Origin of the sequence: Kribbella sp. NPDC051952 (genome assembly GCF_040680855.1) — a bacterium.
Lineage (GTDB): Bacteria > Actinomycetota > Actinomycetes > Propionibacteriales > Kribbellaceae > Kribbella.
Genome location: NZ_JBFAXQ010000004.1, coordinates 1 through 23,887 on the forward strand (window position 1 = coordinate 1; position 23,887 = coordinate 23,887).

The 23,887-nt window shown below is 68.3% G+C and carries 18 protein-coding genes; 9 read left to right on the forward strand and 9 right to left on the reverse strand.

Annotated features, from left to right (window positions below):
* The first annotated feature begins 156 nt into the window (after window positions 1-156).
* Complete coding sequence (locus AB0L70_RS09345) at window positions 157-2,658, forward strand: DUF3516 domain-containing protein (RefSeq protein ID WP_363681843.1); 2,502 nt, start codon at window positions 157-159, stop codon at window positions 2,656-2,658.
* On the opposite strand, the gene AB0L70_RS09350 is transcribed toward AB0L70_RS09345, so the two are convergent.
* Window positions 2,645-3,856, reverse strand: a complete 1,212-nt coding sequence (locus tag AB0L70_RS09350; protein WP_363681845.1) for an MFS transporter — start codon at window positions 3,854-3,856, stop codon at window positions 2,645-2,647. The two genes, AB0L70_RS09345 and AB0L70_RS09350, sit on opposite strands and share 14 nt — an antisense overlap.
* Window positions 3,857-3,927: 71 nt before the next feature.
* On the opposite strand from AB0L70_RS09350, the gene AB0L70_RS09355 reads away from it, so the two are divergent.
* Window positions 3,928-4,479 carry a CGNR zinc finger domain-containing protein gene (locus AB0L70_RS09355; protein ID WP_363681847.1) on the forward strand — a complete coding sequence of 184 codons (552 nt, stop codon included), beginning with the start codon at window positions 3,928-3,930 and terminating at the stop codon, window positions 4,477-4,479.
* On the opposite strand, the gene fabV is transcribed toward AB0L70_RS09355, so the two are convergent.
* Window positions 4,476-5,642, reverse strand: coding sequence for an enoyl-[acyl-carrier-protein] reductase FabV (gene fabV / locus AB0L70_RS09360; protein WP_363681849.1), 1,167 nt, complete (start codon window positions 5,640-5,642; stop codon window positions 4,476-4,478). The genes AB0L70_RS09355 and fabV overlap by 4 nt on opposite strands.
* A 4-nt stretch (window positions 5,643-5,646) precedes the next feature.
* On the reverse strand, window positions 5,647-6,936 hold the full coding sequence (gene murA / locus AB0L70_RS09365; RefSeq protein WP_363681851.1) for a UDP-N-acetylglucosamine 1-carboxyvinyltransferase: 1,290 nt from the start codon (window positions 6,934-6,936) through the stop codon (window positions 5,647-5,649).
* A gap of 49 nt (window positions 6,937-6,985) precedes the next feature.
* Between murA and AB0L70_RS09370 the strand changes: the two genes are divergently transcribed.
* Window positions 6,986-7,570, forward strand: a complete 585-nt coding sequence (locus AB0L70_RS09370; protein ID WP_363681853.1) for a cob(I)yrinic acid a,c-diamide adenosyltransferase — start codon at window positions 6,986-6,988, stop codon at window positions 7,568-7,570.
* Here the strand turns inward: AB0L70_RS09370 and sppA are convergent.
* Window positions 7,567-9,219 (reverse strand): signal peptide peptidase SppA, encoded by a 1,653-nt coding sequence (gene sppA / locus AB0L70_RS09375; protein WP_363681855.1) that lies wholly within the window; start codon window positions 9,217-9,219, stop codon window positions 7,567-7,569. The genes AB0L70_RS09370 and sppA overlap by 4 nt on opposite strands.
* Before the next feature lie 81 nt (window positions 9,220-9,300).
* Window positions 9,301-10,251: a hypothetical protein gene (locus AB0L70_RS09380; protein WP_363681857.1), complete on the reverse strand. Its 951-nt coding sequence runs from the start codon at window positions 10,249-10,251 to the stop codon at window positions 9,301-9,303.
* 245 nt (window positions 10,252-10,496) lie between these two features.
* On the opposite strand from AB0L70_RS09380, the gene AB0L70_RS09385 reads away from it, so the two are divergent.
* The gene (locus AB0L70_RS09385; RefSeq protein WP_363681859.1) at window positions 10,497-14,429 is read left to right on the forward strand and encodes a S8 family peptidase; all 3,933 of its coding nucleotides are present in this window, start codon (window positions 10,497-10,499) and stop codon (window positions 14,427-14,429) included.
* 83 nt (window positions 14,430-14,512) lie between these two features.
* A complete protein-coding gene (locus tag AB0L70_RS09390) occupies window positions 14,513-15,517 on the forward strand; it encodes a hypothetical protein (RefSeq protein ID WP_363681861.1) in 1,005 nt (334 codons plus the stop codon).
* A gap of 37 nt (window positions 15,518-15,554) precedes the next feature.
* On the opposite strand, the gene AB0L70_RS09395 is transcribed toward AB0L70_RS09390, so the two are convergent.
* The 3 genes from AB0L70_RS09395 to AB0L70_RS09405 form a co-directional block, all read right to left on the reverse strand.
* Entirely contained in the window at window positions 15,555-16,664 is a 1,110-nt protein-coding gene (locus AB0L70_RS09395; protein ID WP_363681863.1) for a CU044_5270 family protein, read from the reverse strand.
* On the reverse strand, window positions 16,664-17,290 hold the full coding sequence (locus AB0L70_RS09400) for an RNA polymerase sigma factor (protein WP_363681866.1): 627 nt from the start codon (window positions 17,288-17,290) through the stop codon (window positions 16,664-16,666). The genes AB0L70_RS09395 and AB0L70_RS09400 overlap by 1 nt, the downstream gene beginning before the upstream one ends.
* 152 nt (window positions 17,291-17,442) lie before the next feature.
* A complete protein-coding gene (locus tag AB0L70_RS09405) occupies window positions 17,443-17,775 on the reverse strand; it encodes a hypothetical protein (protein ID WP_363681868.1) in 333 nt (110 codons plus the stop codon).
* A gap of 126 nt (window positions 17,776-17,901) precedes the next feature.
* Between AB0L70_RS09405 and AB0L70_RS09410 the strand changes: the two genes are divergently transcribed.
* Both AB0L70_RS09410 and AB0L70_RS09415 read left to right on the forward strand, forming a co-directional pair.
* A complete protein-coding gene (locus AB0L70_RS09410) occupies window positions 17,902-18,240 on the forward strand; it encodes an STAS domain-containing protein (protein WP_363681870.1) in 339 nt (112 codons plus the stop codon).
* 75 nt (window positions 18,241-18,315) lie between these two features.
* Window positions 18,316-20,316: a protein meaA gene (locus AB0L70_RS09415; protein ID WP_363681872.1), complete on the forward strand. Its 2,001-nt coding sequence runs from the start codon at window positions 18,316-18,318 to the stop codon at window positions 20,314-20,316.
* 10 nt (window positions 20,317-20,326) lie between these two features.
* On the opposite strand, the gene AB0L70_RS09420 is transcribed toward AB0L70_RS09415, so the two are convergent.
* Window positions 20,327-20,941, reverse strand: coding sequence for a rhomboid family intramembrane serine protease (locus AB0L70_RS09420; RefSeq protein WP_363681874.1), 615 nt, complete (start codon window positions 20,939-20,941; stop codon window positions 20,327-20,329).
* A gap of 283 nt (window positions 20,942-21,224) precedes the next feature.
* Between AB0L70_RS09420 and AB0L70_RS09425 the strand changes: the two genes are divergently transcribed.
* On the forward strand, window positions 21,225-23,000 hold the full coding sequence (locus AB0L70_RS09425) for a glycoside hydrolase family 32 protein (RefSeq protein ID WP_363681876.1): 1,776 nt from the start codon (window positions 21,225-21,227) through the stop codon (window positions 22,998-23,000).
* Window positions 23,001-23,045: 45 nt separating this feature from the next.
* A complete protein-coding gene (locus AB0L70_RS09430) occupies window positions 23,046-23,870 on the forward strand; it encodes an aldo/keto reductase (RefSeq protein WP_363681878.1) in 825 nt (274 codons plus the stop codon).
* Window positions 23,871-23,887 lie beyond the last annotated feature (17 nt).

Genomic DNA, 23,887 nt, shown 5'->3' on the forward strand with positions numbered 1-23,887 from the left:
GCCGTGGATACCGACGCCCATCTCCATCTCGTCGGCACCGAGCTCGAACAGCGGCGACCCCTTGGCATCGTCCCAGGGCGATGCGCGCGGCCGTTCTTGGCGGGCAGCGGCGGCCAGGCGTCGAGCGGTTCCGGTCGTCGGGGACAATGGGTGGTGATGACGCTGACCGAGTTGCTGCCGGGGACCACTGAGCCTGACGACCTGTACGACGCCTTTGCGCGGTGGGTGGGGGAGCAGGGGATCTCGTTGTACCCGGCGCAGGAAGAGGCGTTGATCGAGGTGATGACGGGATCGAACGTGATCCTGTCCACCCCGACCGGGTCGGGCAAGAGCCTCGTCGCCACCGGAGCCCACTTCGCCGCGCTCGCCGACGGGCGGCGGACGTTCTACACCGCGCCGATCAAGGCACTGGTGTCGGAGAAGTTCTTCGCCCTCTGCGACGTGTTCGGCGCGGACAAGGTCGGCATGCTGACCGGCGACGCCTCGGTGAACGCCGGCGCCCCGATCATCTGCTGTACGGCGGAAGTCCTGGCCAATGTCGCCCTCCGGGAGGGCTCGGCCGCCGACGTCGGCCAGGTGGTGATGGACGAGTTCCACTTCTACTCCGAGCCCGACCGCGGCTGGGCCTGGCAGGTTCCGCTGCTGGAGCTCCCGAACGCGCAGTTCGTGCTGATGTCCGCGACCCTCGGCGACGTCGAGCGGTTCAAGATCGACCTGTCCCGGCGGACCGGGCGTCCGACCTCGATCGTGGCCTCCGGCGAACGCCCGGTGCCGCTGGTCTACAAGTACGTCACTACACCGCTGCACGAAACGCTCGCCGAGCTCCTGGTGACGCACCAGGCCCCGGTGTACGTCGTCCACTTCACGCAGGCCTCTGCCCTGGAACGCGCGCAGGCGCTGACCAGCATCAACGTCTGCACGAAGGAGGAGAAGGACAAGATCAAGGAGCTGATCGGGCACTTCCGCTTCGGCTCGGGTTTCGGCAAGACCCTGCAGCGGCTGATCATGCACGGGATCGGGGTCCATCACGCCGGCATGCTGCCGAAGTACCGGCGACTGGTCGAGCAGCTCGCGCAGGCGGGATTGCTCAAGGTCATCTGCGGCACCGACACCCTCGGCGTCGGGATCAACGTACCGATCCGCACCGTGCTGCTGACGGCCCTGAGCAAGTACGACGGACGCCGGCAGCGCATCCTCAAGGCCCGGGAGTTCCACCAGATCGCGGGCCGGGCCGGCCGCGCCGGGTACGACACCTCCGGCACGGTTGTCGTACAGGCGCCGGACCACGTCGTGGAGAACGTCCGGTTGCTCGCGAAGGCCGGTGACGACCCGAAGAAGCAGCGCCGGGTCCAGCGGAAGAAGCCGCCGGAGGGGTTCGTCACCTGGGGTGAGGACACCTTCGACCGGCTCGTCGCCGCCGACCCCGAGCCGCTGCAGTCGCGGATGCGGGTCAGCCACGCGATGCTGCTGAACGTGATCGCCCGCGACGGCGACGCGTTCGCGAGTATGCGGCACCTGCTGCAGGACAACCACGAGGACTCCCGGGCGCAGATCCGACTGATCCGCCGCGCAATCCAGATCTACCGCACCCTGTTGACCGCGGGCGTTGTCGAGCGCCTGGACGAGCCCGACGAGAACGGCCGGTCCCTGCGGCTAACAGTCGACCTGCAGAAGGATTTCTCGCTGAACCAGCCGCTGTCCACCTTCGCGCTGGCCGCACTGGATCTGCTCGACCCCGAGGACCCGGTGTACGCGCTGGACGTGGTGTCGGTGGTCGAGGCCACGCTGGAGGATCCGCGCGCGATCCTGATGGCGCAGCTGCACCACGCCAAGGGTGAGGCCGTGCAGGGGATGAAGGCCGACGGGATCGAGTACGAGGAGCGGATGGAGCTGCTCGACGAGATCAGCTGGCCGAAGCCGCTCGAAGAGTTGCTCGAGGCAACCTTGGAGATGTACCGGCAGACGCACCCGTGGGTCGCCGAGGCCGGGCTGTCGCCGAAGTCGGTGGTCCGGGACATGTTCGAGCGGGCGATGACGTTCGGCGAGTACATCCAGTACTACGGTCTCGCGCGCTCGGAGGGCATCGTCCTGCGCTACCTGAGCGACGCGTACAAGGCGCTTCGGCAGACCGTGCCACCGGACAAGGTGAACGAGGATCTCACCGACCTGATCGAGTGGCTCGGTGAAGTGGTCCGGCAGACCGACTCCAGCCTGCTCGACGAGTGGGAGGAGCTGACCAACCCCACCGACGTGCCGCAGGCCGAGGTCGTCCCGGCCGGCCCACGCCGGATCACCCTGAATACCAGGGCTTTCCGCGTTCTGGTCCGCAACGCCATGTTCCGCCGGGTCGAGCTGCTCGCCCTGCACCGCTGGGCCGAGCTGGGGCAACTGGACACCGATGCGGGCTGGGACGCCGGCCGCTGGGCCGAAGCCGGTACGGCGTACTACGCCGAGCACGACGTGGTCGGCACCGGCCCGGCCGCCCGCGGGCCCGCGCTCTTCATGGTCGAGGAACACCCCGGCTACTGGGAGGTCCAGCAGATCATCGACGACCCCGAAGGCAACCACGACTGGCGCATCACCGCGTCCGTCGACCTGGCCGCCTCCGACGAAGCCGGCGACCTCGTCCTCGAACTGGCGTCGTTCAAACCGCTGTAGTCACAGGTGTCTCGAGGTTCCGGACCTCGCGCACGAACATGGGCAGGGCCGACAGCGCGATGCCGATGGTGCCGACGGCAACGGCCGTCGTGGTGCTGAACGTGCTGCCCAGCACGCCGCCAACCGCAGCGCCGATCGGCAACACTCCGAAGGTGAACGTCCGGTAGGCGCCGTTGCTCCGGGCCAGGGCGGTGCGTGGGATGAGCAGCTGGCGGATCGTCACCGACAACACGTTCGCGCTGCCGAGTCCGATCCCGGCCAGGAACTGGACCGCTCCGAGGAGTACGCCGTACTCGAGCCCGCGGCCCGGGAGAAGCGCCAGCAGGAGGGGGAGTCCGGTCGACAGGACAAGCGAGGTGCCGAAGGCGCGCCCGTAGCCGAGTCGCCGGGCGAGCCGGAGGCCGAGCATTGCGCCGACGAAGGCACCGGCGCCGCCTGCGCTGAGGGCGATGCCGTAGCCGCCGGCGGAGAGTCCGCGTTCTTTGACCGCGAGCACGACCAGGTTGACGACCAGGATCTGGGCGGAGGCGTTGTAGAGCGCGGCATGTGCTGTCAGTGATCTGAGGAACGGGCTGACCCTGATCTGTCGCACGCCTTCCCACAGACCGGGTCGTTCGTCGGTCACGTGGGGTGCGGCCTCGGCGCGTCGTGCGGAGCCGATGCCGGTCGCGCTGACCAGGTAGGAGACGGCGTCGACGAGCAGCGCGATGGCCGGACCGAGGAGCTGGACGAGCAGACCGGACAGGCCGGGACCGCCGACCTGGGCCGCGGTGGACGAGCCCTGCAATGCACGGTTCGCCGCCGGAAGCTCCTCCTCCGGCACGAAGTCCGGCAGGTACGCGAACGACGCGATGTCGAACACCACACTGGCCGCACCGACGACGAAGGCGACCACGACCAGCAACGGCAGCGTGAGCTGATCGAACGCCCACGCGAGCGGAACCACTGCCACCGCGGCGGCCCGGACCACATCGGTCGCGATCATCACGCCACGCTTGCGCCGGCCTTCCAGCCAATGCCCGGCTAGCAGCGGAAGCGCCGCACTGGGCAGATAGGTCGCGGTGGCGATCGCACTGACTCCGGCCGCGCCCGCGTCCAAGGTGAGCGCCGCGGTCAGCGGCAGCGCGACTGCGGTCACCTGGGTGCCTACCGCCGACACCGTCTGACCTGCCCAGAACCGCTTGAAGTCCCCGTCCATCGTTACCACTACCTCCGCCTCATCCAGTAACGGTTACCGGATCATGCCTTATCGGCGGTAACGTGGCAAGCGTGATTCAGCCAGGTGAGCGCAGTCCGGCCCCGAAGCCGCTGGCGCTCGTCCAGGATCTGGTCAACACCGTCGACCTGGAGATGGAGCAGGACGCGCTGACCAAGCCCGCCGACCTGAGCACGTTCTGTGCCGACCACGGTTTGCCCGGGCTACGGTTCGACTGGACTGATCTCGAGCAGGCCCTGGTCCTGCGTGAGGCGGTGCGCGACGTCTGTCAGGCCCATGCCGGCGTCGACGTACCGGCGACCTCCCTGGAGGCGCTGGATCGCCTGCTCGCGGAGGCGCCGCTCAGGCTGACGCTGGCGGCGAACGGAGACGCGACGGTCCGCCCGGCTGACGGGCTGCGCAATATCCAGGCCCTGGTCGCGCAACTGGCCGCGGACATCACCGCATCCGTGGCCGACGGCACCTGGCCGCGGCTCAAGGCCTGCGCCGCCGACAGTTGCCGCTGGGTGTACTACGACCGCAGCCCCGCCGGCCGCAGTCGCTGGTGCACGATGTCTCTCTGCGGCGCCCGCAACAAGATGCGCAAGTACCGCGCCCGAGGCTAGGGCCAGACGACGTCGACCTCGGTCGCCGCCTCATAGTCCACACCCGGTACGTCGAAGCCGTACAACCGGCGTACTTCGGCCAGGAACCACTCGGTGTCCGCGACCTCGGCGATGTTGTCCTGCGTCGCCGACTCCCACTGCGCGCGTACGGCGGCCTGGACGTCGTCGGCCAGCTCCCAGCGGTCGAGCCGGATCCGGCCCTCGTCGTCGAGGTCCAGCGGCGCCTCACCGGTCAGCTGGTCCCACAGCGTGATCGACTGCTGCACCGGAGTCCGCAGGCCGTCGCCAAGCACCTTGTGCAGCAGGCTGACGTACAGACCGATCCCCGGGATCGCCGACGACGCCTGCGTGACGGCCGCGCCGTTCACCGACGTCATCGCGTGTACGCCGTCCTTGCTCAACGTCAGCGCGGTCTGCTCGAGGTCCGCCTTCGCGGCGCCGATCGAGCCCTGCCGGTACAGCGGACCGGTCAGCTCGGACCCGATGTAGGTCAGTGCGACCGTGTTGAAGCCGTCCTTGAGCAACCCTCGCTCGGACAGGGCCGAAACCCAGCGAGCCCAGTCCTCGCCGCCCATCACCTTCACGGTCTGGGCGATCTCGTCCTCGGACGCGACCTCGATCCCGACCTCCTGCAGCACCGGCGCACCGTCCTCGAACGCAAGGCTCTTCGTGGTGTGCGGGCTTCCGATCGCCTTGAGCGCGGACTGGTACGTCTCGCCGTTGCGCGGGTCCACCCGACGCGGTGCTGCCACGCTGTAGATCAGGTGGTCGATCCCACCCCAGCGCTCCGCGATCAGGTCGAGCACCTCGGTCTTCGTGGTGTCCGCGAAGGCGTCCGCGTTGATCCAGCGGAAGTCGCGGCCGAACTCCTTGGCCAGCTTGTCGGTCTCGGCAGTGCGGTACCAACCGGCTGTCGCCGTACGACGTCCCGGGCCTTTCTCGAACGACACTCCGATCCCGTCGATCCCGTACCGCGCGAGCCCCGCGATCGTGGTGGCCAGCCCGTAACCGGAGCTCGAGCCGATCACCAGCGCCGTACGACGTTCTGGTGCACGTCGCTCGACCTGGCTCGCCATGTCTCGCACCACCTGGGCGCAACCGGCTGGATGCGAGTCCAGGAAGAGGAATCCACGGCCCAGGGGCTTGATCACGCGTTCAGTCATGGCCTCAGTTCCAGTACATCTCGGCGTCGTCGGGCTCGACGGTCACGTCCGCGCCGAGGCGGCGGAGGTTGCCGGCGAAGTCGGTGTACCCGCGGTGCACGTGGTGAGCCGCGGAAACCAGCGTCTCGCCCTCGGCCGCGAGACCGGCGAGCACCAAGGCGGCGCCCGCGCGGATGTCGGACGCGACCACGGGTGCACCAGAAAGCCGCGGTACGCCGCGAACGACCGCGTGATGTCCGTCGGTCTGGATCTGCGCCCCGAGCCGGGTCAGCTCCTGCGCGAAGGTGAAACGGCCCTCGAAGAGGTTCTCCGTCACCATCGCGGCACCGTCGCTCAGTGCGTTCAGCGCGATCACGAAGGCCTGCAGGTCGGTCGCGAAACCGGGGTAGGGGAGCGTCACCACATCCACCGGCTTCGGCCGGTCGTGCATCCGGACCCGGAAGCCACCGGTCTTCAGCACGCTGATCTCGGCGCCGGCCTTGTGCAGCTTGTCCAGCGGCAGTTCGAGATGCTCGGCATGGCCGTTGGAGATCGTCACGTCGCCCTTGGTGATCGCGGCCGCGAAGGCCCAGCTCCCGGAGACGATCCGGTCCGGAACCACCACGTGGTCGACCGGCTTGAGCAGTCCGCTCACCCCGGTCACCTCGATCCGCGGTGAACCGGCGCCGTCGATCTGCGCGCCCATCTCGACCAGCATCTGGGCGATGTCCTGGATCTCCGGCTCACGGGCCGCGTTCTCGATGATCGTCGTACCGCGGGCCAGCACCGCGGCCATCATGATCGTCTCGGTCGCACCGACGCTCGGGAAGTCCAGCCAGACCTCCGCGCCGTGCAGGCCCTGCGGTGCCTCGGCAATCACGAAACCGTGCTCGATATGGACTTTCGCGCCCATCGCCTCGAGTCCGGCGACGTGCATGTTCAGCCCGCGGGAACCGATGTTGTCGCCGCCGGGCAGCGCCACCTCGGCCTGTCCACAACGGGCCAGCAGCGGTCCGAGCACCGAGATCGAGGCCCGCAGCTTGCGCACCAGTTCGTAGTCACACTGGTGACCGATCTCACCGGGTACGGCGATGGTCGCGGTGTTGTCCGCCGCGGAGACGGTGACCGAGCAGCCGAGGGTGTCCAGCAACTGCGCCATGAACGTGACGTCCAGGATGCTCGGCACCTGCCGCAGCGTCGTCGTCCCTTCGGCCAGCAGGGCTGCCGCCATCAGCTTGAGCACACTGTTCTTCGCTCCGGCGACCTCCACGGCTCCATCGAGCCGTGCCTCACCTGCGATCCGAAACCGTTCCACCCGCCGACTGTAGCGAACGTGTGTGACCGCACCTGCGTAGAGTCCTCGCATGGCTGTGAACTTGACGCGGATCTACACGCGCACCGGTGACGCTGGCGAGACCCGCCTGGGTGACAACTCCACCACCTCGAAGACCGATCCGCGACTGGCGGCCTACGGCGAGGTGGACGAGGCGAACTCGGCGATCGGGGTCGCGATCGCGGCCGGCCATCTGAACAGCACGATCGTGGTCCTGCTGAACCGGATCCAGAACGATCTCTTCGATGTCGGCGCGGACCTGTGCAACCCGATCACGCCGAATCCGGAGTACCCGCCGCTGCGCATCACGCAGGAGTACATCGACCGGCTCGAAGGCTGGTGCGACGACTACAACGGTCGTTTGACCAAGCTGCGGTCGTTCATCCTGCCAGGCGGGACCGAGGGCGCCGCGTACCTGAACCTCGCCCGCACCGTCGTACGCCGGTCCGAGCGAGCCGGCTGGGCAGCCGTCGAAGCACACGGCCCGTCGATCAACCTGCTCGCCCTCACCTACCTGAACCGCCTGTCCGACCTGCTCTTCATCCTCGGCCGGGTAGCCAACCTGTCCTCCGGCGGCGACGTCCTCTGGGTACCCGGCGGCGAACGAGACGCCTAGGCAAGTTCCCAGTTGAGCGGCATTCGGAGCAGGCCGGCCGGCGGCAGACCCAGAGCGCTGTACAGCCCACTCGCCAGGCCGTCCAGGGTCAGTGGGGCGGCGCTCACGGCCAGGTCGTCGGTGGTGGTCGGGGGGCGGAGTTGGTCCAGCAGGCTGCGATGCGGGACGTTCGCCAGCGCGATCTCGTCGCGGTCCAGGCCGGCCCGGTTGCAGGCGAGGGTCAGCGCGTGCTGGAAACCGCCCAGCTCGTCGACCAGCTTGCGGGCATGCGCGTCCGCACCGGTCCAGACGCGACCGCGGGCGAGTGCTTCCAGCTCGGCCTCTGGTAGACCGCGGTCCTGAGCCGCCTTGGCGACGAAGTCCTGGTAGATGCGGTCGAGGGTCTCCTCCAGCCGCGCCCACTGCTCGTCGGTGAACTCCTCCTGCGCCGAGTACATCCGCGCGTTCTCACCCTCCGACACGGCCTGCTGCGAGATCCCGATCCGCGCCAGCGCATCGCGTACGACGCCCTTGCCGGTCAGCACCCCGATCGAGCCGGTGATCGTGCCTGGCTGCGCGACGATCACGTCCGCCGGCATAGCCACGAAGTACCCGCCAGATGCCGCCACCGTGCCCATCGAAGCGATCACAGGCCGACCGGTCGACCGCAGCCGCAGGACCTCGTTCCGGATCGCGTCCGACGCGACGTACGAACCACCCGGGCTGTCCACTCGCAGTACGACGGCCTTGACCTTCTCGTTCTCCGCCACAGCCCGCAGCGCCGCACCGACGGTGTCAGAACCGGACCCCGGCCCACCGAGCGGGCTACTGGAGTTGCGGCCCACAGTGATACCGCCGGACACCCGCACCACGGCGACGAGCGGCTTGGCCGGCCACGGCAACTGCCTGCGCACGTCCTGGAGAGTCCGCGGACCACGCCGGATGTAGCGCTCGGCAAGCAACCGCTCGTCGTAGTCGAGGTGCTTCTGCAGATCGTCGTACACATCGGAGCGGTATCCGAGCCGGTCGACCAGTCCCGCCTCCAGTCCGGCCTCCGCGGCCAGCGGTGCGCTGTCCACGAGCTCCCGGACGCGCGCGGTGTCCAAGCGTCGTCGTACGGCGATCCCCTCAACGATCTGTTCGTACGCCGACTCCGCCAGCCGCGACGCCATCTCACGCGCCGGTCCGGTCATCTCCTTCTCGGTGAAGGTGTCAGCAGCCGTCTTGTACTCACGCCGCTTGCCGAACTGCGGGATCACACCGGCCTTGTCGAGCGCACCGCGGATGAAGACGGCTCGCACCGAGACGCCGGTGATGCCGAGCTCTCCGGACGGCTGGAGCCAGATTTCGTCGAACGCGGTGGCCAGGTAATACGGGACTGTGCCGAAGCCGCTCTCGCTGAACGACTCGGTCCACGCGACCGCAGGCTTGCCCGACGTACGGAAATCGGCGATCGCCTCACGCAGGTCCTGCACCTGGGCGAGCGAGAGCGCCTGACCGCCCAGATGGGCGACCAGACCGACGACCTTGTCGTCGCGGGCTCCCTTCCGCAGGGCCGCGACCAGCTCACGCAGCGTCGGCAGGTGACGCGCCCGGAACGCCGCCACCGGTGAAGCGGGCGGCGCCTCGAGAACGCCGCGGGTCAGGTCCAGCTCCAGCAGAGTGCCCATACCCCGACCCTAGACGCTGCACCAAAGAGCTGCCCCCACCCGGCAGAGCCGAGTGGGGGCAGGTCGGTACAGCTACTGGGATCAGTCGCCGACGCGCTGCGGACCGTACGCTCCGGTCAGCAGGAAGTTGACGTTCGCGCCGAAGCTCGCCTTGAAGCTGCCGTAGCTCTTGATCGCGGTGGTCGGACCGGTGGTGCGGCCGACCGCGAACACGGTGCCCAGCTTGGTGTCGTTGTCGAACGCGGTCAGCAGCGTGCTGCTCGCGCCGCAGCGCTGCGCCACCAGCGACTCGTACGCACCGAACCCGGTGGCACGGACCTGGGTGACGATCGGCTTCATCGGCGTCGTCACCGGGATCCGGACCGTGTACAGCGACCCGCCGCGGGTCGTGACGAGCAGCGTGTCGTACGCCGGGGTCTCGGCGATCAACGTCATCGCCTTGACCGAGCCGAAGCCCGGTGCCGAGCCGAACGCCTTGGGCGCGGTCGAGACCTTGTAGCGGTAGATCGAGCCGTTGGCGTGCAGGCCGTACAGGAAGTAGTGCTGCTGGGCGCCGTACACGTAGTTGGAGTCGGCGATCTGGTTGAAGCCGCTCCAGCCGGTGCCCAGCTTGGTCGTGCGGACGGTCGGCGTGGTGGCCGCGCCCTTGTAGCTCGTGATCGCGCTGTACAGGTTCCCGCCCTGCAGGACCATGCCGTAGAACGAGTCGGTGGTCCGGTCGGACTCGAGGTACCAGCTGGCGCTGGCGCGGACGCCGAACAGCTTGTACTGCGCGAGGTTCGTCACAGTCGGCGGCTTGGTGGCGGTGACGTCGTACCCGCCGGCGGTGCCGGTCGCGTTCACTGCGCCGATCCCCAGACCACACGCGGCAGCCGCTGCCTGCGCCTTGGTCGTCGGTAGTTCGGCTGCGGCCTTGCCGGCGGTCCGGAAGCTCTCCGGGCCTGGCTGGGTCGCACCCGCGGTCACCGGAGCCGCTGCTGCCGCGGCCAGGCTCAGGCCGGCCATCGTCAGCGCAACACGTCGCTTGCTCATGTCTTGAATGTCCCTCTCGATACTGACTACCCCACACGGGCCGATCGCCCGTCCGAGCTTGAGATGACCGGGACTGGCCGTTTGGTTGAGTGCGATCAGCGAATTTCTTGAGCAGGCGGGTGGCGGCATTGCGCCGGAGTCGCATTGCCGCCCGTAAAAGACCTTCCGCGGGCATCCCGGGGCGTGTGATTTTCGACCAGGGCCGGCCGCCTGCCGGCCCCTTCGTGCTCAGTGAGGGGTATTCGATGGCTCGACGGAAACGATGGGCGACGGCAGTGTCCGTCGTCCTGGGACTGGGGGCGGCGTCGCTCGCGGGGCCCGCAGTAGGGTCCGCAGCGGGGTCCGCCACCCAGCCGGCCGTCACCACGGCCGACCGGGTGGCCGGGGCGGAGGACAGCAAGGGGGCGACCGTCACGCTTGTCACCGGCGATGTCGTCACGGTGGGATCCGGCAGCGTCGGGCAGGTGTCGGTGCACGCAGCACCGCGCAACGACGGTCGGAACCCGGCGTTCTCCATCCGCGGATCGTCGGCGACGGCGACCAAGCCCGCGCAACTGTTCGTCATTCCGCAGGATGCGCAGTCCCTGATCTCGGCCGGCAAGCTCGACCGGTCCCTGTTCGACGTCGACCTGCTGCGCCGCAACGGCTTCGGGACCACGAGCGGGTCCGTTCCGGTGATCTCGAGCTTCGGCAGCAGCGTCGCCAAGAAGTCGCTGGAGGCGACCGGTGACGCCCTGGCCGGGTCGACCCAGAGGCGAGTACTCGAGAGCATCAACGCGAGCGCGCTCACGGTCCCGAACTCCCAGGCTGCGTCGTTCTGGCGCGACGTGACGACCAGGTCCTCCACCGCGCGGGTCGCCAAGACCGACAACGGTGTGCAGAGGCTGAGCCTGGATCGTCCGGTCAAGGCCGCCCTGGACAAGAGCGTCCCGCAGGTCCACGCCCCCGAAGCCTGGGCCGAGGGGTACGACGGCACCGGCGTCAAGGTCGCCATCCTGGACACCGGTATCGACGCCACCCACCCGGACCTGGCCGGCAAGGTGATCGGTCAGCACAACTTCATCGACGGCTCGGACTCGGTGGTCGACGGATTCGGGCACGGCACCCACGTGGCCTCGATCATCACCGGCTCCGGCGCGGCGTCCGACGGCAGGTACCGCGGCGTCGCTCCGGGTGCGAAGCTGCTGATCGGCAAGGTCCTCGGCGACGACGGCAGCGGCTCGGTCTCCTACCTGATCGACGGTGCCGAATGGGCCGCCGACCAGGGCGCCCAGGTGGTCAACATGAGCATCGGCGGGATCCTGGCGCCGGAGGACGACAGCGGCTCCGACCCACTCGAGCAGGCGATCGACCTCATTTCGCGCTACTCCAAGACCCTGTTCGTGATTGCTGCCGGCAACTCCGGCCCCAACCCGAACACTGTGGAGTACCCGGGCGTCACGAAGTCGGCCCTGACCGTCGGCGCGGTGGACTCGACCGACAAGCTCGCTGACTTCTCCTCCCGCGGTCCGCTGCCCTCGACGTACACCCGGACGCTCAAGCCTGACCTGGTCGCGCCCGGCGTGGACATCACCGCGGCGCGGGCCGCCGGAACCACGATGGGTACGCCGGTCGACGACTACTACACGACGGCCTCCGGTACGTCGATGGCGACGCCGCACGTCGCCGGTGGCGCCGCGATCCTCGCCCAAGCACACCCGGACTGGACCGGCCAGCAAATCAAGCAGGCCCTGACCGCGTCGACCGACGAGACCACGGGATCGGTCTTCGAGCGCGGCACCGGCCGGCTCAACGTCGAGCGCGCCGTCCATGAAGACGTCACCACGACCGCCGCGCTCGACTTCGGCCGCAGCTCCGAGGACCAGAAGGCGCCGGTCGCGCGCGACGTCACCTACGCCAACGCCGCCACCACGGCGACGTCGCTCACCCTGTCCGCATCCCTGCACAACGTCGCGACCGGCACCGACGTCCCGGCCGCCGCCATCACCCTGCCGGCCACCCTCGCCGTCCCGGCCAAGGGAACGGCCACAGCCTCCACCCAGCTCGCGGTGGACGGTCTCGCCGTCGGCCAGTACTCCGGCACCCTCACCGCGACCGACAAGGCCGGCCACACCACCCGTACGGCGATCGGCTTCGTGCGAGACCCGTTCACGGCCTTCGTGAACGTCATCATCGATGCCCGCCAGCTGGGCGGGTGCCCGTGCACGACGGACGGGATCACCGCCACGAACCTCGATCACCCCGAGGAATCCGTCACGATCTTCAACCTCAGTGGCTATCTGCATCTCACGCCGGGCCGGTACATGTTCGACGCCAATGTGGAGTTCCTGGAGTCCGGCCGGGTCAACAATGCCGTGCTGGTGATCCCCGAGGTGGAGATCACCGGGACCGTTCCCGTCCAGTCCGTGCATCTGCAGCTGGCCCGGGCACAGCAGGTCAAGGTCCAGACGGATCGTCCGACCGAGGCCTACAGCGGCGCGCTGCTCTTCACCCGGCACTACGGCAACAATCAGTTCGTCTTCGGTGGCAGACTCACCGACTACTACGCCACGACGTTGTGGGCGCTGCCCACGCCGAAGGTCAGCACCGGGTCGTACCTCCTGTCGATTGCCGAGCAGCTCGGCGCCGTCCCGTTGACCGGAGCGGTCGTGGGCGGGGACCGGATGGCCATTCACCCCTGGTACATGTCGTACAACTCTGCGACGACCTTCCCCGCGACGGTTCGCGCCCGGCTGGTCGACGTCGGGGACAGTCTGGATCCGGCCGAAGCGAAAGCCGTCCGCGGCGCGATCGCCCTGGCGTCTCCTCCCGCGGTGCCCGGACAGGGCGAGGACCAGAACTTCCTCACCGAGGCACAAGCCCAGGAACTGGCGGCGGCCGGGGCGATCGGTGTTCTGGTCCGGAAGCCCGGAGAAGGTACGGACGCCAGTCCCTATCCGATCTCGCTCGAACCGCCGCTACCTGTCGCGGGCCTGTCGAACAGTGAGGGCAACGAGCTGGCCAACCGCCTGAAGGCCGGTCCGCTCAAGGTCGATCTGGTGAGCACCACACCGAGCCCCTACCTGTACAGCCTGAAGTTCTACGAGAAGGACAGCGTGCCGTCGTCGCTGACGTACCACGTCACCGACTCGCAACTCGCGAGCATCAAGACCGACTTCCGCAGCTTCGGGCCGGAGCCGACGCTGTACCGGTCGTACGACGAGGGGCTGTGGCCGGCCGGAGGTGAGGTGGTCGGGTACGCACCCGAGACCTTCGTGACGGCTCCGCGAACCGTCACGAAACTGGTCGGGCCGCTGCGTCCGGGGGTGCAATGGTTCCGCTGGACCGAGGACAGCGACACCGAGATTGCTCCGGCGTACCGGTACTCGGCGCTCACGGCCGGCAAACAGAAGCCCGAGGTGATGAACCCGGCGCTGCTGACGCCCGGTGCGGCGGTTGCCCAGCCGGCCGGCGACAGGCCGTGCTCGGTGTGCCGCAGCGGCGACACGTTGCTGGTGCGACCGACCGGCACGTACGGCGACCCCACGCTGATCGACGACGGCTACGTCTACCCTCCGCTCCTCGATGAGCAGGCGCCCTTGGTCCGCCCGTTGCGGGTCGCGGACGTCAAGCTCTACTCGGGTCAGAAGCAGATCCCGATGGCGGCGGCGCTGCCCCAGGAGACCGGGAAGTTCGACGTACCGGCGACGCCGGCCGACCTGCGTCTCGTGTACGACCGGACGGCGGCGGAGAACCCGCTGCCCTACGGCCAGGCACTCCACGCCGAGTGGAGCTTCCGGACCGAGCGCCCGACCTCGTCGACGACTGCGGGCACTGTCTGCCCGGCAGCGGTGCCGGGAGCGTGTGGGATCCAGCCGCTGTTGCAGGTCCGGCCCGACGTTGCGCTGGACAACCACAACCAGGCTCCGAGGGCCGGCGGGAAGCTGACGCTGACGGCGTACCACGAGAGCAGCACGGAGACGCCGGCGCAGCTGTCGTCGATGGCGGTGAAGGTGAGCTTCGACGACGGGAAGAGCTGGAGCACGGTCAAGGTGAGCGGCTCCGGCGACGTCCGCACGGTCACTGTGCCGCGGGCGCCGGCGAAGGCCACTGCGGTCTCCCTGCAGGTGCAGGCGACCGACAAGGCCGGCAGCAAGGTGTCCCTGGTGCTGCCGAGGGCCTACGGACTGGCCGGCTGATAGCAGGCAGCCTGGCCGGCCGATAGGCCGCGGCGACGGGCGCACACCCTTCCGTGCGCCCGTCGCCGTGTCATCATTCCGGCGTGGCGGACAACCTCCGGCTGGGCAAGCAGGTCGAGGAGGTCTACGAGACCGTCGTGGGGCGGGCATCGAGGACCTGGCGTGAGCTTGCGCTGGCTCATCCGGACATCGACGACGTGCGGCTGCGGCGCATCGTCGACCAGCTTCTCGCCGACGGACTGATCCGGTCGGTCGAGGGAGTGCCGGTCCGGTACGTCGCCGTGCCGCCGGATCTCGCCCTCGGCAGCCTGGTCGCCGAGCGTCAGCGCGAACTGGACCGGATGCTCCTGCGGGTCGAGGAGCTGCGACGCCGGCACACCGAAGCCAACCAGGACCACAGCCCGTCGATGCTCGAGCTGGTCCCCGGTGACAACGGCCAGGCGCTGGAACGGTTGATGCAGCTGCACCGCTCGGTGCAGACCCAGATCCGCTCGCTCGAGACGCCGCCGTACGTCGCGGCCGTGTCACCGATGGCCGACGACGAGCAGGCCGCGCTGGATCGCGGTGTGGTCTACCGCCTCGTGTACGACCGGGCCGCGGCCCAGGCACAGACGGCCGAATCGATCATGGCGTCGATCCGGGCCGGCGAGCAGGCCCGGGTGATCAACGAGGTGCCGATCCGGCTCGGTCTGCTCGACGACAGGTACGCCGTCCTGCCCAGCCGGCCCGGCTGCGGGATCACCGAAGGCATGATCGTGGTCCAGCCGGGCCCGTTGTTCACTGCTCTCGAGGCACTCTTCGAGTCGATCTGGCAGCAGGCGTTGCCGCTGACGCCCGAGGGCGTGCTCGATCCACCGAGCGAGTTCGGACCGGCACCCGAGGACGAGGTCCTGCTCGCGCTGCTGTCATCGGGGCTGGCCGACGCCGCCATCGCCAGACAGCTCGGAGTCGGGCTGCGGACCGTCCAGCGCCGGGTCAGCCGGTTGATGAGCGACGTCCACGCCGCCAGCAGGTTCCAGGCCGGTCTGGCCATCGGCCGACGACAGGGCGCCGAGCAGGCAGCCGGTCTCGCCCGGGAGACCGACTGAGACCGGAGCGGCCGGCGTGTCAGCGACGGACCAGCTGTCAGCGGACTGCTCTGGACGGCGGGGTCGGTTTGTCGTCGGTCCAGCCGGACTCGAGGACGATGGTCGAGCTGTTCTTGGGGCCGCCGAGGTGGGAGCTGAGCAAGCGGCCGGTGGCGGCGTCGATGATGAAGGAGGCGCCGCGGCCGAACAGGAACGTCTTTCCGCCGCTGGCCTTGGACAGGTCCGCGGTGATGGTGACCTCGGTGCCGACCCGGCCGATCGGGTCTTTCACGCCGGTCCTGATGCGGGTGCCGGGCAGGGTCGCGAGTACTCGCAGGGCGGCGCCCCGGAGCTTCGGCGGCGAGGGCGTCTCGAACAGCAGCCGGCCGGCCGCCGAGAAGATGGCGTAGTTCCTGACCTCCGCGGTCGCGTCCGGGAGGGTGCCCTGGGCAAGGACCTTGGTGAGCTTGGCGGGGTCGGTCGGGAGCGCCGCGATCTGCTGCGCGCTGAGCGGCTTGTCCCCGGTCAGGAAGTAGCCGGGTGGAACGTCGCGGAACGACATCTTGTTCACGACCGGCTCGCCGTCCGAGCTGGAGATCAGCTGGTCCGGGTAGGGCAGCCAGGTCCGTGGTGATCCTTGGGCCTTCCACATCGCCACGTCCGCCGGAGTCGCCGGCCGATAGCCGAGCTGCACCCAGCCGAACCAGGACTCGACGCCCGGCTTCATCGGCATCCAGCTCTCGGTGATCGACCGACGCTCGAGTGTGTATCGCGGCCGCCCCACCCGCGGACCTGTGGTCACCTGCAGACTCCGGACCCGGTAGTACCGCCCCGAGACCTTCTCGTCCACCTCCTGGCGCACCGCGGCCGCGAGCAGAACCTGAGCCGCCGTCACCAATCGAGGCGACATCGGCGTCACCACACTCGGCCCTGCCTCACTCCCACCGCGATTTCCCACCAACAGGGCACCACCCAGCCCCACCACGGCCACCATCGCGGTCGCCGCGGTGACGGCAGTCCCCACCCACCCGGCTCGCCACTTACTGACCGCCGGGGTCCTCGCCTCCCGAATCAACCCCTCAATCTGCTGGCGGGCGGCGCGGATCGCCTCGGGCGTCGGACCGTCCTGTTCCGGGAAGGCGCGGCGGAGCTTCTCGAACTCGTTCATCAGGCCTCCTCGGCGGTGGGGTCGGGAAGAGCGGCGCGGAGAGTACGGCGAGCGCGGGACAGGCGCGAGCAGACCGTCCCGTACGCAATCCCGAGCGCTGCGGCGACTTCGTCGTACGTGAGATCGCCGAGCGCCACCAGCAGCAGCACCTCGCGGTCCTTCGCGTTGAGTTTCGCCAGCGCCGCACCCAGCTCCCGGCTCGCGCCCTGCGCCGTGACCTGAGCGGCGATCCGGTCCTCCGGCGCGCTGGCCGGCACGGGCAGCGGCAGCTTCGCCAGCGCCCGCCACGCGCGCACCTCGTCCCGGCGGTGCCGCCGGATCAGGTTGGTCGCGATGCCGTACAGCCAGGCCCGTACGACGCCGTTGCGCCGGTCGAACCGCTCCCGCTGCCGGAACGCGATCAGGAACGTCTCGGCGGCCAGATCGTCCGCGATATCGGTCCCCAACCGGCGAGCGACGTACGCATGCACCTGACCGAAGTAGCGGTCGAAGATCGCCGTGAACCGATCCGGCTCGTGCACCGACGCCTCGAGCGTCCGCCCGTCCTCGTCCATCGTCTCGGGTACGGGGGCAGTCCGCGGCCGACCGGGAAAGGCAAGGGTCGCCAAGGCCAGGTCGGGCGTCATCGAGCTCCTCACGTCTGGTGCGCTGCCGGTCGACTCACCCTCTTCTTGTCCGATGTCCCCAGACCCCTTCTCGTTACCCCGAAATCGCCCAAGCTCCGGGGTAAGGACGCGCGAGAGCGCTCTCCGGATGACACGGGAGAGGTTGGGGAGCTTCAGACGTCGAGGAGGCCGCGGGCGGCGAGCTCGTCCTTCGGCCAGACGTAGACGCTCCAGCCGGCCTTGGTCCGGGCCGCGGTCGCCTTGATGCCGAAGTCCTTCAGTTTCGACACCGCCACCCGGGCCTCGTTGTAGGTGCGCACCGTCCGGATGTCGATCAGCAGCCCGAACGCGTCCTTCTCGGCCGGCCGGTCGTCGACGCGGCGCACCAGCGACCCGCCCTTGGCCTTCGAGAAAGCCCAGCGGCAGAGCAGTACCATCAATCCAGCCAGGGCGATGGCCACCACCGGAAAGACGAAGTACTCCTGTCCACCGATCACGGACACCATTGTCTCGCGAAAGAAAAGATCGTGAGACCTTGGCAACCTTCCGTGTCGCCAGGGAGTCTTTACCAACACAAACGCTGCCATGCGGCCGATGACTCGGGGGCCGCCGGAAGAGCGGAGGGCACGGACATGCTCGCACCGACCCCAGAATCAAGTCCCGCATCGATCGCTGACAACGTTGTACACCTGACCGGCATCCTGGACGTCCGCACCGTCGGCGACGTCAGACAGACCCTGAACACCGTGATCGACACGTGCGTCGGCGACGTCATCGTGGACCTGGAGACGGTCGATGCGGTCGATGCGACCGGCCTCGGCCTCCTGGTCGCCACCCACCGCCGGACCCAGTCCCTCGGCCGTCAGCTCGTGCTCTGGCACCCGATGCCCTCGGTCGTCCGGATCCTCGCGGTCACCCGGCTGCACCGCATCCTGCACGTCGAGCGCAGCAGCCTGCCGATCAGCGCCTGACTGTGATGTAGACCCCTGGTGACACCCGTCACGAGGTGAGGACTCACAACCGCACACAGTCCTACTCTCGGGTACATGGCGATCGGTGAGAGGGCGACCGAGAAGGACCGACCGTGGGTGATGCGGACGTACGCGGGCCACTCGTCCGCGGCGGAGTCGAACGCGTTGTTCCGGCGGAACCTGGCCAAGGGCCAGACCGGGCTGTCGGTCGCGTTCGATCTCCCGACCCAGACCGGGTACGACGCGGACCATCCGCTCGCCAAGGGTGAGGTCGGGAAGGTGGGCGTACCGGTCGCGCATCTCGGCGACGTACGGGCGCTGTTCGACCAGATCCCGCTCGCGCAGATGAACACCTCGATGACGATCAACGCGACCGCGATGTGGTTGCTCGCGCTCTACCAGGTCGCCGCGCAGGAGCAGGGCGCGTTGCCCGACGAGCTCACCGGTACGACGCAGAACGACATCGTCAAGGAGTACCTGTCCCGCGGCACCTACGCCTTCCCGCCGGACGCCTCGCTGCGGCTCACCACCGATGTGATCGCTTACACGGTCGCTCAGATGCCGAAGTGGAACCCGATCAACATCTGCAGCTACCACCTGCAGGAGGCGGGCGCGACGCCGGTGCAGGAGCTGGCGTTCGCGCTGTCGACGGCGATCGCCGTACTGGACCGCGTGCGTGACGCCGGGCAGGTACCGCCGGAGCGGTTCGCTGAGGTGGTCCAGCGGATCTCGTTCTTCGTGAACGCCGGGGTGCGGTTCATCGAGGAGACCTGCAAGATGCGCGCGTTCGTCCAGCTCTGGGACGAGCTGACGCTTCAGCGGTACGGCGTGACCGACGCGAAGGCCCGTCGGCTGCGCTACGGCGTACAGGTGAACTCGCTCGGACTGACCGAGGCGCAGCCGGAGAACAACGTCCAGCGGATCGTGCTCGAGATGCTCGGCGTCACGCTGTCCAAGAACGCCCGCGCCCGCGCGGTCCAGCTGCCGGCCTGGAACGAGGCGCTCGGCCTGCCTCGCCCCTGGGACCAGCAATGGTCGCTGCGGATGCAGCAGGTGTTGGCCTATGAATCGGACCTGCTCGAGTACGACGACATCTTCGACGGATCGCATGTGATCACGGCGAAAGTTGCCTCGTTGGTCGACGGAGCCCGGGAGGAGATCGACCGGGTACAGGCGATGGGCGGTGCGGTTGCGGCCGTTGAGAGTGGTTATCTGAAGCAGGCTTTGGTCGGATCGCATGCCGAACGGCGGCAGCGGATCGAGTCGGGTGAGCAGGTCGTTGTCGGAGTCAACAAGTTCGAGAACACCGAGCCGTCGCCGTTGACCGCTGACCTGGACACCGCGATCCAGACCGTCGATCCGGCGGCCGAGAGTGCGGCCTTGTCTTCCTTGCTGGAGTGGCGTGCTTCTCGCTCCGCGGAGGCGGTCGAGGCTGCGTTGGGTAAGTTGCGCGTGGCTGCGAAGGGTACGGACAACCTGATGCCGGTCACGCTGGAATGCGCTCGCGCTGGCGTGACGACGGGGGAGTGGGCCGGGGTCCTGCGGGAGACGTACGGCGAGTACCGCGCACCGACCGGTGTGTCCGGATCAGTTGGCATCTCGGCGGGCGGCGGCTCGGAGATCGCCGCCGTACGTGCGAAGGTCGCCGCCACGTCCGACGAACTCGGCGGTCGGTTGCGCTTCCTGGTCGGCAAACCCGGTCTGGACGGCCACTCGAACGGCGCGGAGCAGGTCGCCGTACGCGCCCGCGACGTCGGCTTCGAGGTCATCTACCAAGGCATCCGCCTGACCCCCGAGCAGATCGTGGCAGCCGCCGTGGCCGAGGACGTCCACTGCGTCGGTCTCTCCATCCTCTCCGGCTCCCACATGGAACTGGTCCCCCAGGTAGTCGAAGGCCTCAACGCCGCCGGCCTGGAAGACGTCCCCGTAGTAGTGGGCGGCATAGTCCCCGACGCCGATGCCAAGTGCTTGTTGGCCGCCGGAGTATCCGCCGTCTATACGCCCAAGGACTACGACCTGACCAGCATGATGGCCAACGTAGTAGACGTGATCCGCCACGCCCACAAGCTGTCCTAGCGGTCGCGTCTCAGGCACTGACCGGCTGGCTGTCGGGATTCGGCGTCGGCAGGAGCAGGAACCCGAGGGCCATGCCGAGTAGGCAGGGGAGGCCGTGGTTGTCGTGGATCGCTGTGTCGACTACGGCTAGGACCGGGACGGCCAGGGCCATGATGCGGAGCTGAAGTGGCGGCGTGACGGCGTACCGGTATGGGGCCAGCAGGATCAGCGTGGCGAGGCCGCCGATCAGGCCGGCGACGCACATCGAGTTGCCGGCTCCGACCGGGTGCAGCCAGAGGTAGCTCATGAGCTGGCCGAACCAGCCGCAGCCGAAGTAGAGCACCGCCCACCGCCACCGGCCGAACACGCGCTCGGCGATCGCGCCGAACACCGCCAGCAAGATCAGATTCGACACGAGCCCGGACGCCCAGCCGTCCTGGAAGAACATGCCCGTGATCAGCCGGTACCACTGGCCGTGGTCGATGCGGGCGGCGTCCCGTACGACGTAGTCATAGAGCGGCCGGTGCACCAGTTGCGCGACCCCACAAGCCAGCGTCACCAGGAAAACGGCAGCAGTCAGCAACGGCCGCGGCGGGCCGAAAGTGAGTGCGGCGAGCGGGGAACGAGCTGCGGTACGAGTGGACACACCAGAAATCTAGCCTTTCGATCCCGCCGCACCTCCGACGTTTGTCACGATCATCTCGGCCGTTTGTCATGATCCCCGGTCGGTAGGTGGGCAGGGCAAGCAGTTGCGCAAAGGGTTGTTGGCGGTGGGGCTGCTGGAAAGGATCTGCGGTGACTGGCGACCACCGACGTGAGGAGTGGGGATGAGGCGACGAGTGTTTCTCGGGACGGGCGTTGGGGTGGGGGCCTCGATAGGGTTTGGTGGGTCCGGGGTCGCTGAGGCTGGAGGCGTTGTGGAGTCGGTCGTGGGTAGGCGGGATGACCTGGTAGTGGCTGATTTCGAGGCGGGGGACTGGGGCGGGTGGACGGTTGAGGGCGCCGCGTTCGGCGCCGGACCGGTGCGGGGTGCTGCGGAGCTGGCCCGGATGGATGTCCGGGGGTTTCGTGGGGACGCGGTGGCGAGTAGTGAGCGCAAGGGTGACGGGCCGGTTGGGGTGATTACCTCGCCGGAGTTCAAGGTCGACCGGGATTTCATTGCCTACGGCATCGGTGGCGGGGACTACGAGTTCGTTTGTTGCTTGAACCTGCTGGTCGGTGGGGAAGTGGTGCGCAGCGCGACGGGGCAGAACAGCGACACGCTCAGACCAGGCAGTTGGGACGTGAAGGAGTTCGCCGGCCAGAAGGCCCGGTTGCAGGTGGTGGATCAGGCCACGGGCGACTGGGGTCACGTCGTCGTCGATTATGTGGTGCAGACGGACCATCCCGACGTACGGCCTGTTGCCACTGAGCCTTTGTACGGCGAGAAGTGGCGGCCGCGGCAGCACTTCACGGCGCGGCAGTTCGTGATGGACCGTCTGAATCCGGGGATGCGCCAGGAAGGCTGGCTCAACGACCTCAACGGACTGGTGTACTACGAAGGCGAGTATCACCTCTTCGCGCAGCGCTGGAACAAGTGCTGGATCCATGCCGTGAGCAACGATCTGGTGCATTGGACCGAACTGGCACCCGCGTTCTTCGAGGAATCGCTGGACACCGGGGTGCAGTCCGGGTCGGTGGTGATCGACTACGGCAACACGTCCGGACTGTCGCCCGACCCGGCCAAGCCGCCGATGGTCGCGTTCTGGTCGCGCAACGACAACCGGAGCCAGTGCCTCTCGTTCAGCCTGGACAGGGGTCGCACCTGGCAGCACTACGCCGGCAACCCGATCATGACGATGCCTGAACGCGACCCGAAGGTGTTCCGCTATCACCCCGGCAACCACTGGGTGATGATGCTGTACGGCGATCAGCAGTACCACCTGCTCACCTCGACCGACCTGCTGCACTGGACCGACACGGGCAACGTCGTACCGAACAGCTTCGAATGCCCCGACTTCTTCGAACTCCCGCTGGACGGCGGCGCGAGCAAGTGGGTGCTGGTCCGAGGCGACGGCAAGTACTCGATCGGCGACTTCGACGGGACGCGCTTCACCGAGGAGTCCGAGCAGATCCTCTCCGACGCCGGCCTGAACTTCTACGCTACCCAGACCTGGAACAACACCGAGACCGGCGACGGCCGCCGCATCCAGGCCGCGTGGATGCGCGACGGCGTCTATCCGGACATGCCGTTCAACCAGCAGGTCACCTTCCCCTGTGAACTCACCCTGCGCACGGTCGGCGGACGCCCCCACCTCTTCCGTACTCCGGTACGCGAGCTGACGAAACTGCACTCCGGCACCAAGCACTGGTCCGGCGTGGTCAAGCCAGGCGACGCCAAGCTCCTCACCACCGCCCCACTCGAGGCCGACCTTCACCTTGAAGCGCAGATCCCACCCGTCGCCACCCTTACGCTGACGATCTCCGGCGCCCCCATCCACCTCACCAGCAACACGGTCACCTCAGCGTCGTCCCCCCAAACCCTCTCCGGCCCACTACGCCGGATCCAGCTCCTCATCGACCGCACTTCCCTGGAACTCTTCGCCAACGACGGCGAAGTCTCCATCTCCCGCTGCTACCTCCCCACCAGCCAAGGAATAACCCTCACCTCCACCACCCCTGTCCACGTGACCACAACCCTCCACCCCCTCACCTCGATCTGGTGAGACAGGAGGCTGGGGACTGTCAGGGTGGCGTGGTAGAAGGTGTGTATGACGGCTAACAATTCTCAGGCGACTCGTGAGCTTTCGAACGGTACGGCGATTCCGGTGTTCGGGCTGGGGGTCTGGCAGGCGGCGGACGGGCCGGAGACCGAGCAGTCGGTGGAGTGGGCGCTCGAGCTCGGGTACCGGCTGATCGACACGGCTCAGGCGTACCAGAACGAGGCCAGTGTCGGGCGGGCGATTCGCAACAGCGGCGTACCGCGGGAGGAAATCTTCCTCACCACGAAGTTCTACCCGGGCAACGAGGACCCGCGGGCCGAGGCGGAGAAGAGCCTGGAGCGGCTCGGCACCGACTACCTCGACCTCTACCTGATCCACTGGCCACAGAGTGGGCCGACGTGGGCGTGGCCCGGCATGGAGGCCGCCGTCGAGGCCGGCCTGACCAAGGGCATCGGCATCTCGAACTTCAGCGCCGCGGAGATCCAGGAGCTGTCGAAGATCAGCCAGATCCAGCCGGCCGTCAACCAGATCCAGTTCAGCCCGTTCGAGTACCGCGCCGGGCTGGTCGAGGCGTGCGAGGCGGCCGGCATCGTCGCCCAGGCGTACAGCCCGCTCGGAACCGGCCGCCACCTCGACGACCCCGTCGTCGCCCGGATCGCGTCCGCCACCGACCACACCCCCGCGCAGGTCCTGATCCGCTGGGCGATCCAGAAGGGTCTGTCGGTCATCCCGAAGTCGGTCCACCGCGAGCGCATCGTGGAGAACTTCGCCGTCTTCGACTTCGAGCTCGACGCCGAGGCAGTTGCTGCCCTGGACGCGCTCGACACCACCAACCAAACCGCTGAGGCCCTCGCCAACAAGTGGTGGTCCTGACCCACCGACAGACGACC